General features: G+C 39.9%; 12 protein-coding genes. 4 read left to right on the top strand and 8 right to left on the bottom strand.

The window, feature by feature from the left end:
• Positions 1–39: 39 nt before the first annotated feature.
• Both H8B21_RS12985 and H8B21_RS12980 read left to right on the top strand, forming a co-directional pair.
• On the top strand, positions 40–2,469 hold the full coding sequence (locus tag H8B21_RS12985; RefSeq protein WP_190314205.1) for a bifunctional UDP-N-acetylmuramoyl-tripeptide:D-alanyl-D-alanine ligase/alanine racemase: 2,430 nt from the start codon (positions 40–42) through the stop codon (positions 2,467–2,469).
• 13 nt (positions 2,470–2,482) lie between these two features.
• Positions 2,483–3,082, top strand: coding sequence for a DUF502 domain-containing protein (locus H8B21_RS12980; RefSeq protein ID WP_380907432.1), 600 nt, complete (start codon positions 2,483–2,485; stop codon positions 3,080–3,082).
• A gap of 3 nt (positions 3,083–3,085) precedes the next feature.
• On the opposite strand, the gene ppk1 is transcribed toward H8B21_RS12980, so the two are convergent.
• Entirely contained in the window at positions 3,086–5,149 is a 2,064-nt protein-coding gene (ppk1, locus tag H8B21_RS12975; RefSeq protein ID WP_223815019.1) for a polyphosphate kinase 1, read from the bottom strand.
• Between the two features lie 269 nt (positions 5,150–5,418).
• On the opposite strand from ppk1, the gene fbp reads away from it, so the two are divergent.
• Positions 5,419–6,420 (top strand): class 1 fructose-bisphosphatase, encoded by a 1,002-nt coding sequence (gene fbp, locus H8B21_RS12970; protein ID WP_190314204.1) that lies wholly within the window; start codon positions 5,419–5,421, stop codon positions 6,418–6,420.
• On the opposite strand, the gene H8B21_RS20825 is transcribed toward fbp, so the two are convergent.
• The 7 genes from H8B21_RS20825 to H8B21_RS12935 all read right to left on the bottom strand — a co-directional run bounded on the left by H8B21_RS20825 (position 6,417) and on the right by H8B21_RS12935 (position 14,735).
• Complete coding sequence (locus tag H8B21_RS20825) at positions 6,417–7,805, bottom strand: exonuclease domain-containing protein (RefSeq protein ID WP_190314203.1); 1,389 nt, start codon at positions 7,803–7,805, stop codon at positions 6,417–6,419. The two genes, fbp and H8B21_RS20825, sit on opposite strands and share 4 nt — an antisense overlap.
• Positions 7,806–7,850: 45 nt before the next feature.
• Positions 7,851–8,582, bottom strand: a complete 732-nt coding sequence (locus H8B21_RS12960; RefSeq protein ID WP_190314202.1) for a tRNA threonylcarbamoyladenosine dehydratase — start codon at positions 8,580–8,582, stop codon at positions 7,851–7,853.
• Positions 8,579–9,241, bottom strand: a complete 663-nt coding sequence (locus H8B21_RS12955) for a TatD family hydrolase (RefSeq protein WP_190314201.1) — start codon at positions 9,239–9,241, stop codon at positions 8,579–8,581. Before H8B21_RS12955 ends, H8B21_RS12960 begins: the two co-directional genes overlap by 4 nt.
• A gap of 17 nt (positions 9,242–9,258) precedes the next feature.
• A complete protein-coding gene (locus H8B21_RS12950) occupies positions 9,259–10,551 on the bottom strand; it encodes an anthranilate synthase component I family protein (protein WP_190314200.1) in 1,293 nt (430 codons plus the stop codon).
• Between the two features lie 12 nt (positions 10,552–10,563).
• Positions 10,564–11,835, bottom strand: a complete 1,272-nt coding sequence (locus H8B21_RS12945) for an adenylosuccinate synthase (RefSeq protein WP_190314199.1) — start codon at positions 11,833–11,835, stop codon at positions 10,564–10,566.
• Between the two features lie 105 nt (positions 11,836–11,940).
• Positions 11,941–12,447, bottom strand: coding sequence for a Fur family transcriptional regulator (locus H8B21_RS12940; protein ID WP_190314198.1), 507 nt, complete (start codon positions 12,445–12,447; stop codon positions 11,941–11,943).
• An 80-nt stretch (positions 12,448–12,527) separates the two neighbouring features.
• Complete coding sequence (locus tag H8B21_RS12935) at positions 12,528–14,735, bottom strand: RelA/SpoT family protein (RefSeq protein WP_190314197.1); 2,208 nt, start codon at positions 14,733–14,735, stop codon at positions 12,528–12,530.
• 147 nt (positions 14,736–14,882) lie between these two features.
• Here H8B21_RS12935 and H8B21_RS12930 point away from each other — a divergent pair, with 147 nt between their 5' ends.
• On the top strand, positions 14,883–15,524 hold the full coding sequence (locus tag H8B21_RS12930; RefSeq protein ID WP_190314196.1) for a DUF4294 domain-containing protein: 642 nt from the start codon (positions 14,883–14,885) through the stop codon (positions 15,522–15,524).
• Positions 15,525–15,534 lie beyond the last annotated feature (10 nt).

The following is a 15,534-nucleotide window of genomic DNA, read 5'->3' as shown; positions in this document are numbered from 1 at the left end:
GTTGAAAATATTGATGAAATTTGTCCTTTACAATTTATCATGTACACACTTGCATCTATTCTTTCCCATATCCATAGCAAACGACACGTGGTTCACGATGCGGAAAAGCCAATCTATGATTTGGCCTATGACAGCCGCAAAATAAGAAACGCCGAGCATAGTCTTTTTTTTGCGTTGAAGAATGTGCGTGATGGACATACGTTTATTCCTGATGCCTATCAGAAGGGCATTCGTGCCTTTGTTGTGTCGCGTGATGATATAGATACTTCGTTATACCCCGAAGCGAGCTTTTTATGGGTAGATGACGTTTTGGGCGCTTTACAAGATCTTGCACGACATCATCGTAAAAAATTCAAAAAACCAGTTATCGGGATCACGGGTAGTAATGGTAAAACGATAGTAAAAGAATGGCTCGCTCAACTATTGCAGGAAGATAAGAAAGTTTACCAAAGCCCTAAAAGCTATAACTCGCAATTGGGGGTAGCGTTATCGCTATGGAATCTTGCGGATGATTATGACTGTGCCATTATTGAGGCAGGTATTAGCTTGCCGGGTGAGATGGATCAGTTGGAGGCAATGATTTGTCCAGATATAGGTATCATGACCAATATTGGAGTAGCGCATGCCGACGGTTTTGCTAGCAAGACATTGAAAATCAAAGAGAAATTAAAACTCTTTAAGCATACCAAAGATGTCATCTTTCCTTCGCGCTATGGTTTTGAGGAATACCTGGCTGCTGAAACAAGAGTATTTACTTTTGGAGAGCGTGATATGGATGAGGTGAAGGTCTTGCGTATAGAAGAAATGCATGCAGAGAGTTCATCTATTCAGGTGAGTTATAGACAAGAGATTGTGACCTTTGCTGTACCTTTTGTGGATAAAGCTTCGATAGAAAATGTACTTATTTGTTTGACTACACTTTTGTTTTTAGGTTATCCGCTGGATGCGATTCCACATAAATTAGGCCGGTTACGTCCGCTAGAGATGCGTTTGCAGCTCAAGACGGGACGGAATAATTGCTCTATTATTGATGATACCTATTCAAACGATCTGGCGTCCTTACAAATTGCTCTGGACTTTTTACACCAACAGCAACAACATAAAAAAAAGACACTTATTTTGTCTGATATAGATGGTTTGAACGACCATCTCGAGGCAAAGCTTCTTTCTATATTGCGGCAGCAAAATCTGAACCGCATAATCATTGTGGGGAAATCTTTACGTCATTTACAGGATAAACTGCATACAACACTGTTGTTTTTTGATTCAACGGAAGAGCTGGTGCGAAATCTGGGGAATATCACGTTGGAAAATGAATCTATCCTTATCAAGGGAAGCAGAAGATATCACTTGGAAGACGTAAGCAAATTATTGGTCGCTAAATCACATGAGACCGTTTTGGAAATTAACCTTAGTGCATTGGAACATAATTTACAGGCGTATCGTTCGATGTTACCGCCAAATGTTAAATTGATGGTCATGGTCAAGGCATTTTCTTACGGAAGCGGTAGCTATGAGGTGGCAAACCTTCTGCAATTTAATAAGGTAGATTACCTAACGGTTGCGTTTGCAGACGAGGGTGTGGAACTGCGGCAGCATGGAATCGACTTACCTATTATGGTGTTGAGTCCAGATGAGCAAGTGTTTGAAAGTTTGTTGTCTGCTCATCTGGAGCCAGAAATATATAGCTTTCGCATTTTAAAAGCTTTTATAGATTTTCTACGAATTCGCAAACAAAAAGATTTTCCTATTCATATTAAAATAGATACAGGCATGCATCGTTTAGGTTTCTTGCCCGATGAGATGGAAGAATTGACCGCACTATTATCCGCTGCATCGGAGATTAACGTTAAGACGGTATTCTCCCATTTGGTTGCTTCAGGAAACAGGCAACATGATGATTTTACAATGCAACAGATTGCGATGTTCTCATCGAGTGTAGATAAATTAGAAGCGAGATTGGGCTATAGAGTGATTCGCCACATAGCAAATACCTCAGGTATTGCAAATTGGCCGTCTGCCTATATGGATATGGTACGTTTGGGGATAGGGCTATATGGGGTGGATATGGATGGAAAAATGACACTGGAAAAGGTAAGCGAACTAAAAACCACCATTACGCAAATTAAAGAACTGCCTGAAGGAGCAACGGTTGGTTATGACAGAAAAGGGCTATTGCACCGACCGAGCCGTATAGCTACTGTAAAAATCGGATATGCAGATGGCTACAGTAGACGTTTTGGCGGTGGTGTAGGAGAGATGTCTATTAACGGCCAAAAGATAAGGACAGTGGGATCGATTTGTATGGACATGTGCATGCTTGACGTCACAGATATTGTGGCACATGAATTGGATGAGGTTGTAGTATTTCCAGACTTGATGGAGGCGGCAAAGCACATTGATACGATTCCTTATGAGTTGTTGGTAAATATCTCTGACAGGGTGAAGAGAGTATATTTCTATGGATAGACGTAAATAGATGATGATGAAAAAGTTTACACAAAAAAGGTTGTTGTATTATCTTATAAAAGGTACACTGGTTACCGTGCCGGTAGCGGGGGCTGTGTTTTTAATTGTTTGGGTGTTTGCGTCTTTAGATAATGCTTTAAATCTTACAACACACTTTTTAGAAGATGAGCATGGACACCCACTATATATTCCAGGCATCGGCATACTTACGGTGCTGGTTATTCTTATTTTGGTAGGAGTGGTTTTTACGACATTTGTTACAGAGCCAATACGTGCATGGTTAAAACGAACCATTGATAAGATTCCGTTATTTAATACCTTATATTCTTCTATAAAGGATTTTACGGAAGCCTTTGTGGGTGATGCGAAGAAGTTTAATGAGCCCGTATTGGTGCTAGTCAATGAAACCGGATTGAAAAAAATTGGTTTTCTAACACAGCGTGATTTAAATAAGATCGGATTGCCAGATGAAGTTATAGTTTACTTTCCTTACTCTTATTCTGTTGCTGGACAGGTTGTTGTAGTGAAGGCGTCAAATGTGCAACGTCTGGATATGACAGCAACGGATGCCATGAAATTAGTGGTCTCGGGTGGTGTTAGTGGAATAGATTAACGATTATTTCGTTTTCTTTCGCAGATACTTATACAACTCCACTTGTGAACGGTGTGGCGGTTTGGTGTTTTGAACATAAGTATTGTCCAGTTTATTATTTAAAATCCGAGCCTTTACATTGTCTTTTAACTGTATTTCTAACATGTCGATGAGTTCTTGTTTAATTTTTTTATTCGTAATCTGTGCTGCAGCTTCTACGCGGAAGTCGAGATTTCTCGGCATCCAGTCGGCGGACGAAATATAGACCAATTCTTTGCCTGTTGCATAAAAATACATTACTCGGGCGTGTTCCAAATATTCATCGACAATGCTGATGGAATGAAGTGGAATTTTGAATTTCTTTTGATTAACAGCACAATAAATTCCGCGAACAATCATTTCAATTTTAACGCCCGCTGCGGCAGCTTGATACAAGTGTCTGATAAGCAGTTTATCACTCAATGAATTGATCTTAATGATTATACGTGCATTGTTTCCAGCACGAGCTTCCGCAATCTCATTGTCTATGAGCGAAAGAAATGTCGTTCGCATATTATTCGGACTTATCAGTAGGTTTTTACAGGACTTTAATCCTTGCGACAAGTCTCCTTTGGATTTTTTTAAGGCTGTAAAAATTTTGTTTATATCAGCCATAATATTCCGGTTACTGGTCATTAAACAATAATCACCATAAATCTTGGCTGTTTTTTCATTGAAATTTCCAGTACTCACAAACCCATATTGGATAGTTTTATTGGTAACCCTTTTTTTGATAATGCAGAGTTTCGCATGTACTTTTTTATCTGGGATACCGAGTAGTACTTTTACACCTTCCGTCTCAAACCGTTCTTTCCAAGTCAAGTTATGTTTCTCATCGAAACGGGCACGTAGTTCGAGCATGACGGTTACTTCTTTTCCATTCCTCGCTGCGTTAATGAGTGCATTGGCTACTTTGGAATTTTCCGCCATGCGGTAAATAGTGATCTGTATGGAACGCACGTCGGGATCAATTGCCGCTTCACGGAGTAAATCAATGATCGGATGAAATGTGTGATAAGGGAACGAGAGTAACACATCTTTTTTGACCAACACGTCGCTGATACGTTGTCGTCCTGCGAAGTCCGGGTGATCGAACGAACGACGTTCTAATGGCAGTTTTTCGGACTTGAAAATATTAGGAAAATCCATGAAGTTTTTGAAATTATGGATTCTTTGTCCAGGAATGATACTGTCTTTTTTCGAAAGGTTCAGCTTTTTGATCAGAAAAGCTACAAGCGTGGAATCCATATCTTTATCAAAGACGAATCGTGTAGGCTTCCCCTTTCTACGATTTTTAATTCCCTTTTCAATTTTCTCGACCAACGTGGTATTGATATCATTATCGATGTCAAATTCCGCATCTCTCGTAATTTTAAAAGCGTGTGCCTTGAAAGTATCAAATCCGAAGTAAGAAAAGATATGCGGTAAATTGTATTTGATAACGTCTTCCAAAAGCATGACGTGTTTCTCTCCTTTGGGGGAAGGCAATAATATAAAACGACCATTATCGTGTGTTGGAATTTCGATAATCGCAAAACGGGTTTCGTATTCCCAATCCGTTTTGTGCATCGCAATACCTAAATAAAGACTTTTGTCCCGCAAATAAGATATATGGCGTGCATCATCTAACATCAAGGGAATAACGTTAGATTCTACTACTTCTTCATAATATAGTTTGACAAATTCCTGTTGTTTCTTGTTCAGTTCTTCATCGGTTTTAATAAAAACTTTTTTCTTCACCATCTCAGCCTGCACTTCCGACCAAATGTGATCGAAGTTTTGCTGCTGTTGGATAACCAAGTCATTTAACCGATCCAGGATAACCTGAGGTTTTTCGAAGAAAATTTCTTTTGCTTCTTTGTCGCTAAATATCAGCGCTCTTTTTAGCCCAGCTACTCTTACACGGAAAAATTCATCTAAATTATTCGAGAAGATAGCCAAAAATTTAATGCGTTCGGAAAGTGGCACGTTCTCATCAGCAGCTTCTTGCAATACGCGGCCATTAAAACTCAACCAACTGATATCACGCGGAATAAACCTATTTATCATCTTTTTCTTTGCCACTGCTTGATCGCTTTAAATATACTTTCCTAATGTGTCTTAAATATAACGAAAATATGAAGAAGATGTTAAAAGATGGAAAAGGAGTGAACGATACATTTACAAAAAAACAAAAAAAATATCAAAAATAATCGCTTGAATATCAATGGAGTAAATATGTGTATATTATACAATAAGCTGAAAATCAGTTTTTTAATTTGATTTGCTTGTGTAGCTTTGTGCCGTGAAATTAGTCACCAAACGGAACAACTATACTTATGGCATTCAAAACATTGGGTCAATTTATCATTGAAAAGCAAGCTGATTTTCCTTATGCAAAAGGAGAACTTTCGCGATTGTTACGTGACATTGGTATCGCAGCTAAGATTATTAACCGGGAAGTCAACAAAGCTGGATTGGTTGATATATTGGGAGAAAATGGTCATCACAATGTGCAAGGTGAAGCGCAGAAAAAACTTGATGTATATGCGGATGAGCAGTTTATTGAAGCGTTGACCAGAGGTGGTGAATGTTGTTATATCGCTTCGGAAGAACACGAAGAGTGTATCGAATTGTCGTTAAAAAATTTAACGAGCAAAGGTAAATATATGGTGTGCATGGATCCGTTGGATGGATCTGCTAATATTGATTTAAATGTATCTGTTGGATCCATCTTCTCTATTTACAGAAGAAAAATGCTTGATGTGCCGGTGTCTGAAGAAGAAATACTGCAGTACGGCCACGAACAAATTGCAGCGGGATATGTTATTTATGGTTCTTCCACTATGCTGGTTTATACGACAGGGAAGGGGGTGAACGGTTTTACGTTAGATCCATCTATTGGAGAATTTTGTTTATCTCATCCCGATATGAAAATTCCGGAAGATGGTAAGTCTTATTCAGTGAACGAGGGAAATTATTTGAAATTTCCACAATATATCAAAAGTTATATCAAATATTGTCAGGAAGAGGATAGTAACACATCTAGACCTTATACATCCCGTTATATCGGTTCGATGGTGGCTGATATTCACCGAACGCTGATTACGGGAGGCGTGTTTCTCTACCCAGAAACTTCGAGTTATCCGCATGGAAAACTGCGCTTGCTTTATGAATGTAACCCCATGGCATTTATTATCGAACAAGCGGGAGGAAAAGCAGTATCCGACAAAGAAAGGGTATTGGAGATGAAGCCAACACATTTGCACCAACGGACACCAATTGTTATCGGTAGCAAAAATATGGTCGATAAAGTACTGAGCTTTATGGATAAAGTTTAGGAAATTTCGGATATCGAAGGTAAGATATTTATTTTTTCGGGATGGCGCTCTGCATATTGTAGCACGATCTGCTGCATATAAAAATTGCTGATGCACTTATCCCTGTAGGAAACGATATCTTCTACATTAGACCATTGTTGGACAAATTCTACGAATCCAAAAGCATAGAGCTTATCTTCTTTAAAATAAATATAACTGCTTTCTTCTTCGTTCCGTCCTCGATCGATAAGCAGGAATGATCTTTTTCGATGACTCAGCTGTTGAAATATATTATCGACAATTTGGTTGTGCTCCTCTAGTGAAGGGAGTGTTTCTACTTGAATTTTTCTGTCTTCGCGTGTTTCTGTAGAGGGGGAATAGAATGTACAAAGCATAGGAGCTAAGTTAAATTCTTCCAACAGATTGGCTAAAAATAAATTAGCCTCCTGTGCCGTTTCGAAATAGCGAATGTTATTTGTATGACCAGCTGCTTTGCTTATGGCCAATCTACTATAGCCCCGTATATCCTCGTAATGGATAAGTACAAATTTTGGTTCATAGCGTTTCAATGCCCGGTTGTGAATAGGCCAATGTTTCTTGATCATTTGACACTCCATAAGAAGCGCCATAAGCTCGGTGCCGGATTCTTCAAAATCTATCGTTGCGATATCGTTTATAAATTGCTGTCGTCTTAAACTTGTGTTTATACCTCCGAAATGGCTTAAAACACGTTTTCGTATATTAACTGCTTTTCCTACATAGATGATTTTCCCTTTTTTGTTCCTGAAAATATAAATTCCCGCAGTTTCAGGAAGCCTTCGAAATTGTGCTAAAGAAAGATGTGTAGGTAATCGATGTTCGGTATTCTTTTGCAAACTCTCTTGCAAATATTGATTTTCATCGTGTACAAGCAGTTGGGAAAAGAGCTCCGCAGTAGCTTCGACGTCACCCATGGCACGGTGTCGTGCTGTAATGTTGATTTCGCGTACTTTACAGATATCTCCTAGACTGTAGGAACGGTGTCCAGGAAAGATTTTTCTGGACAGCCGAACAGTGCAGAGTTTTGGTGCTTGCCAATCATAACCTGCTTGCTTCAATTCTTTTACTAAGAACGAATAATCGAAGTTGACGTTATGCGCTACAAAAACTTTACCTTGTAAAAGATGGTATACATCTTCTGCGATTTCGCCGAAAGTAGGTGCATCTTCTACCATATCCGGTGTGATACCTGTCAGCATTTGAATGGCGAAAGGAATAGGGCATTGCGGATTGACAAGGCTTTGATACCGTTCGATAATCTTTTTCCCGTTGTGTATCAAAATGGCGACTTCCGTAATACGACTTCCACCGGCATGACTACCCGTTGTTTCAATATCGACGATAGCAAAGTGTTTTTGTTTATTCACGTTGCAATATTACTAATTTAATTAGTAATATCGAAGATAATGATATTAATTAACTTCCTTGCCGATCAAATCCCGAATAGCTACAGAAGCAATGGCGCCACCAAATGCAGCCGGTAGATAGGACATGGTTCCGTAAGCGGATTTCTTGAAATTGCTGCCATCGGTATATAGTAGGGATTTCTTGTCGGGAAGTTCCGTAGAAAAAGCTACCTTAACACCATCACGAATACCATGTTTGCGAAGTTTCTTGCGGATGTGATGTGCAAGTTTACAGTTATACGATTTACTGATGTCGGCAATACGGATTTTGGTAGGATCTATTTTTCCTCCGGCACCCATCGAACTGACAAAAGGAATTTTTGCTTCCAGAGCCTGCCTGATGAAAAATAGTTTGGGCGTAATGCTGTCAATCGCCTCCACACAATAATCGGGATTTGACGCTAAAAGATCCGATATTTTTTCTGGTATAATAAAATCTTGAATAACGTGAAGCTCTAGCTCTGGGTTGATAGCCAGTAAACGATCTTTCATGATTTGTGCTTTGGATTCACCGTGATTGGTAGCAAGCGCAGGCAATTGCCGATTCCGGTTTGATGGATCTACGGTGTCGCCATCAATAATAGTCATTTTACCTACTCCTGCGCGGCAGATGAATTCTGCAGCAAATGAACCTACACCACCCAAGCCGAGTACCATTACATGTGAACTTGCTAATTTTTCTAATGCCTTGCGTCCTGTTAAAGCTTCTGTTCTGGACAACCAAGATAAATCTTTCATTTTCCTATCGGATAGTTAAATATATGCATGAAATTTTGATACAATTGTTCTTTTAAGAGCTGTATCTCTATTTTTCGAACGCGGCAAAAATAAGCATAAATATCAATGATATTGACAGATTTATCATCCGTTTCCAATAAAATTCTCTCAAGTGGTATTTGTCGAATAAGTTCGTCTTTTTTTCCTGAAAGGAGTGCGTTCCCTAGGCTGAGGAAATAGCCATAGCGGAGGATTTGTGCCGCCAATTCAGTTTTTTTCTCGAAACCATGGAAGATAACGGGGACACGCACTTTTTCTTCGCGAAGTATCTGGAGGCATTCTTGGTAAGCACGGACACAATGTATAATTAAGGGCTTTTGAATACTGTTTGCATAAGCAATTTGTTTTCGAAAGACTATTTCTTGTAACGTCCATGTTGTATCACAAAGCTTATCCAGTCCACACTCGCCGATGGCTAGAACCTGCTTCTTTTTTCCATATTGGTGAAGAGCATCCAGTTGCGCAGTGGCATTCCGTTCGATATACCAAGGATGTATGCCAAGTGAACAGGGATGGGGGAATAGATAGTTTTTGGATATAATGACGTTGGGAAGCGAAAAGATTTGTGCTGTCGGCGCAAGGGTGCAATGGGTATGTATGTTGATGTAAGGCGATGACATATCCAAATATACAGAATTTACGTTACTAACCTCGCCTCCAATGTTTTAAGGATAGCGGAAGCTTTCAGTAGGCATTCTTCGTACTCGTTTTCGGGATTAGCATCAATGGTTATTGCTCCGCCCGTATGGAAAGACAAATACTTTTTTTTGCTATTATAAAGTAGAGAACGTATAACGACGTTGAAATCAAAATCACCTTTTGGGTCGAAATAGCCTACAGCGCCTGCGTATATGCCCCGTTTGCTGTTTTCGTAGCGATCGCATAATCTCATTGCACTGATTTTAGGTGCTCCAGTCATCGAACCGGCAGGGAAGATATTGCGGATAGCTTCTATATCCGATATTTCGGTGTTTTTTTTGCACGTGATGGTAGATACCAATTGATGTACTTGCTCGAATGTTTGTACCTCCAGTTGTCGTTCGGCTCTTACGGTGCCTTCCTGTGCGCTACGCGTTAAATCGTTCCGAACCAGATCCACGATCATCACGTTCTCGGAGATTTCCTTCGGACTGTTTTTCAACGTATCTATAATGTAAAAGTCTTCCTCCGCCGTTTTTCCACGAGGTGCAGTACCTTTAATAGGTTGAGAAATCAAGGTATTCCCCCGCTTCGCTAAGAAACGTTCAGGTGAAGCAGATAAAATATAATTATCGTTGATTTTGAAAAAGCAAGAGAATGGAGTAGGGGAAGTCTCGTTCAATTTTTGGTATACAGCCAACGGTGACAATGTAATCTCTTCTGCATAAAATTCTTGACAAAGGTTAACCTCATATATATCTCCCTGTTGGATATGCCTCAATAGTTGCTGAAATGCATCTACATAAGCTGATTTCGACATGCGCTTTTGAAAACGGATGTTTTCCGTCTCTATCGCCTCATCGTTTGTGATATTGTCGTTAGCTAAAATGTCATGATATACAGTTTCCGGATGAAGGGCATCAATTTTTACCTCCTTATCCTTGAAATGCAAAACGATAGACGGGATAAAAAAGTAAGCTTCCGGAAACTCCAATCGATTGGGAAAGGAGGTAGTTAAATCCTCGGTTTCATTTTTAAGGTCGTAACTAAAAAAGCCAGGCATCCACTTATTGGGATGCTTGGCTCTAAATTTTTCCAACGCATGGAATGTATCTATGTGCTCGCCAATAAAGCAATCTAAGGCGTTTACAGCAAGTAAACTATCTATCTGGGTATATTCGTCGCTATAGCCATTGGATTGGAAGAAACAAACCTCATCAAATTGTTGCGCCCATTGAAGCGCCTGTCTTTCGAATTGCTGCGTGTCAACCTGAAATACGGCTGTAGCCATGTATATGTTATATTACAGTTCGATTGTCTGAATGCGATCGGGTCCTACAGATAGATATTTAATAGGCACTTCCAATGCTTTTTCCAAATAAGCGATGTAATTTTTTAATGCAGTAGGAATCTCGTCTTTTGAACGGATGCCCGTAATATCTTGATTCCACCCCTCTATTTCTTCCAAGACAGGTTCCGCCTGGTTGGTGATAATTTCATAAGGCATATAATCGATGGTCTCGCCGTTGTGTTTGTAATGCGTACACACATTGATTTTTTCAAATGTATCCAATACATCGGCTTTCATCATGATCAATTCAGTTACACCATTCAGCATAATGGCATATTTCAATGCCGGAATATCAATCCATCCCGTACGACGCGAGCGCCCGGTAGTTGCACCAAATTCATGTCCTATCTGGCGTAATTTCTCGCCAGTTTCATCATCCAGTTCCGTTGGAAATGGTCCGCCACCTACACGGGTAGCATAAGCTTTGAAGATACCATATACTGCACCAATTTTATTTGGTGCAATGCCGAGCCCCGTGCATGCTCCTGCGGTAGTGGTATTAGATGAGGTAACGAACGGATAAGAACCGAAATCTACATCCAGTAATGTGCCTTGCGCACCTTCGGCAAGTACCCTTCTACCTTCTTTTAGATAATTGTTGACTAAATGTTCGGCGTCTACGTGTGGAATCGTTTTGATAAAATCAATCGCGTCCATGAAAGCTGCTTCTTTTTCAGAAAAATCAGGAATCTCCCCATAGTGAGAAAGAATTTCTAAGTGCTTGGCTTTTAATTTTTCATAGCGTTCTTGAAAATCTGGGAGGGTTGTATCGCCTACGCGTAAACCATTTCGTCCGGTTTTGTCCATATATGTCGGACCGATTCCTTTAAGGGTAGAGCCGATTTTCCCAGCGCCCATTTTGGATTCGGAGGCTGCGTCCAACAATTGGTGTGTGGGAAGGATTAAATGTGCTTTACGCGCAAGAACCAAAGTCCCGTTGCCCACTGGGTCAAATCCGGATGTGCGCAGATTATCTAACTCGCGTTTTAAAATAATAGGGTCGATAACAACACCGCCACCGATAAGGTTAAGTGTACCTTCATTAAAAATACCGGACGGAATAGTATTCAGGACAAATTTCTTGTTATCAAACTCTAATGTATGTCCGGCGTTAGGACCACCTTGAAAGCGTGCGATTAAATCATACTTTGGACAGAATACGTCCACGATTTTTCCTTTTCCTTCATCGCCCCACTGCAGGCCCAAAAGCACATCAACTTGCATAATATTTGAAATATCGATATTAAAATTTAAATGATACGTTTAGAAAAGACACGACAAACCGGTCTTTTCTGAACAAAGGTAATACAATAATTGGCGATTACCACATTAATTTGAAATTACCGGACTCCTACCTTTTTTGGGTGTACTTGCGGTATTTTCAGCATCTTTCTTTTGGCAATCTTCACATATACCATAGAGGTTAAGGGAATGGTGCTTGATGTCAAATTTCAACAAATCACCCATCAAACTTTGGATTTGGTTGATGCGCGGATCGCAAAACTCGACGACCTTATTACATTCAATGCAGATAACGTGGTCATGTTGTTTAAAACCGTAAGATTTTTCGAACTGAGCCATGTTACGGCCGAACTGATGTTTGGTCACTAGATCGCAGGACACTAACAATTCCAACGTATTATATACGGTAGCACGGCTTACGCGATACTTCTTATTCTTCATGTGGATATACAGTGATTCCACATCAAAGTGGTCGGAACGTGAGTAAATTTCTTCTAAAATAGCATAGCGCTCAGGCGTTTTTCTCAGATTCTTATTTTCTAAGTAAGCTTCGAAGATTTTTTTTACTGTTTGATAGTTTTCGCCTTTATTCATATTAATAGTTATTTCTTCTACAAATTTACCAATTTCATCTGTAAAAAACGATGGTTTAATCGTGAAGTATATGCATCTGATTAATTATCTGCCTCATAGCGTGTTATGCCTGTTATCCCGCTGATTTGCTTCAGGGTTTTCATGAGATCTTCCAATTGCTCAATGTGATTTACGAACACCATAATGTTTCCTTCAAATATCCCCTCATTACTAGTAATGGACAACGAACGTATATTGACATTGTATTCCTGCGAGATGACGTTTGTTATCTTGTTTATGAGCCCTACGTCGTCAATCCCAACAATGCGTAAACCCGTAAGGAAAGCTACGTTTGGTTGAGAAGACGCCCACTTTGCCTTCAATATCCGATATCCATAACTCGCCATAAGTTTGGATGCGTTGGGGCAGCTAGTACGGTGTATTTTGATACCGTCATTCACGGTTAGAAAACCGAAGATGTCGTCACCTGGAATCGGATTACAACAAGGTGCCAGTGTGTAATCAACTTGCTGGTAATCGTCACCGATAAGAATTGTATCGATTTCTTTTTTGTTGATTTTTTCCACCAAGCCAGAAACGTGTGAACTGAAATGGCTTTGACCAGGTGTATTTGTTTTCTCACTTTCCGCGTATTCGCGAAGGTTTTTGATATCAATATTGCCTTTTGCGACATTATAGAAAAGTTCTTGGGAACTAGGATACTTGAAATAGTTGGCAATTTTATTGATATTATCTGTGTTATAAGTGATTTTTAAAGATTTTAATTTGCGTTCTAAAATCTCTTTGCCGTCTTCTGCTACCCGTCTTTTTTCTTCTTTTAGCGAAGAACGTATTTTTGATTTTGCTTTCGCCGTAACGACGAAATTGAGCCAATCCTCTTTTGGCGTCTGCTTACTGGAGGTGATAATTTCGACCTGATCTCCATTTTGCAACGGATGGCTGAGTGGAACTAACTTGTGGTTAACTTTGGCACCGATACAGGTTGCACCAATATCCGAATGGATTTCAAATGCAAAATCCAATGCTGTGGCCCCATTCGGTAGCTGGACCAACGTGCCTTTGGGCGTGAAAATAAATATCTCGTCCGAGAACAAATTCATCTTAAAGTCGTCCACGAAATCCATTGCGTTTTGCTCCGGACTACTTAATAAGTTTCGGACTTTCTGTATCCACTGGTCTAACCCACTGTCAGAGTTAGATTCTTTGTATTTCCAATGCGCGGCAAATCCTTTCTCGGCAATTTCGTTCATACGCTTTGTCCGAATCTGTACTTCGACCCATTGGCCTCGTGGTCCCATTACGGTGGTATGTAGGGACTCATAACCATTCCCCTTGGGTGAAGACACCCAATCACGTAGGCGGTCCGGATTAGGGCGGTATAAATCCGTAACGATCGAATATACTTTCCAACACTCTGTTTTTTCTCTTTCGGTAGGAGTGTCTATGATAATCCGGATAGCGAAGAGATCATAGACCTCTTCAAACGGAATGGATTTTTTTCGCATTTTATTCCAAATGGAATAAATCGATTTTGGACGGCCGAATACTTCTGCCTTGATGCCTTGTTCCTCGAGTATTTTTTTGACTGGCTCGATGAAGTCAGCTACAAATTTTTCACGTTCCGCTTTTTTCTCGTTTAGCTTTCGTGCGATAAATTTATAGGTGTCCGGATCGGTATACTTCATAGAGAGGTCCTCCAATTCGGATTTTATAGCGTAAAGACCTAGACGGTGCGCGAGGGGAGCGTAGAGATAACTCGTTTCCGATGCAATCTTCAGCTGCTTATGTCGTGCCATAAACTCCATTGTGCGCATATTATGAAGGCGATCCGCAAGTTTAATCAAAATAACGCGCACGTCATCTGCCAACGTAAGTAACATCTTACGGAAGTTTTCTGCTTGCATGGAACTGTTCGGGTCAAAAATTCCCGATATTTTAGTAAGTCCATCAATAATGCGCGCTACCTTTTTTCCAAACTGTGCTTCTATATCCTGTAGAGTAATGGACGTATCTTCCACGACGTCGTGCAATAAAGCACATACGATGGAGGTTGTTCCTAAACCTATTTCTTCCGCTGCTATCTGTGCGACAGCTATGGGATGGTATATATATGGCTCGCCTGATTTACGACGCATATCTTTGTGGCTCTCCAACGCAAGGTCAAATGCTCTTCGGATTTCTTGTTTATCGCCTCGTTGCAAAGTCGGTTTGCAAGCTCGGAGTAAAGCGCGGTACCTTTTCCTAATCTCCTTATTTTCTGCCTCAATGTCAATCTCAAATTCTTCCATATACACACTGAAAAAGTTGCTTTTATATTTTTTTGTTTGTAATTTTATTATTGTTTTTCCGCTTATGTGGAAACAGGCAAAAAACAACACATAAATATAGCGAATTTTTTACATATTTGGAAATACATTAACATTTTTTAGGAGGAGATGACGCGGTCTTTTGTATGGGGTTTATTTTTGGTTTTCCTATTGCCATATGTGGGTAAAGGACAAGCCTTGCAGGTTCCTCACTACGGAAAAGGAGAGGGTGAAACATTGCAGTATTATACGACTACCCGTTTGGAAACGGGGGAAGTATTGCCTTGGTTTCCAATAAAAGATGTCATCGTCACTGCCAGACGTACGTTTAAGACAGAAGAAGATAGATTGAACTACCTGCGTTTGGAACGAAATGTTCTGCGTGTATTGCCTTATGCAATTTATGCACAAAAACGGTACGAACAATTGGATCGTGAAATTGCCCTAGCTTCCTCCAAGAGAGAAGAAAAACGTTTGATAAAAGCGTGTGAAGATGAAATTAAGGAGAAATTCAGAACAGAAATAAAAAATCTGAGCATCTCTCAAGGGGCAATCTTAATTAAATTGGTGCAGCGCCAAACGGGGAATAGCAGCTATGAACTTGTAAGAGAAATGAAAGGAGGACTTTCAGCTTTCTTTTACCAGTCGGTAGCAAAGGTATTCGGCCACAACTTGAAATCGGTTTATGATCCAGAAGAAGATTATGAAATCGAGAATATTATTCGGGGTTACGAACGTGTGCGTCCCATAAAGAATTTATATAATTATTAGACCTAATAAA

This window comes from Sphingobacterium chuzhouense (assembly GCF_014692525.1).
Classification (GTDB): Bacteria; Bacteroidota; Bacteroidia; order Sphingobacteriales; family Sphingobacteriaceae; genus Sphingobacterium; species Sphingobacterium chuzhouense.
The sequence above is the reverse complement of the archived record's forward strand: the minus strand, read 5'-3'. Positions and strand labels throughout refer to the sequence as shown.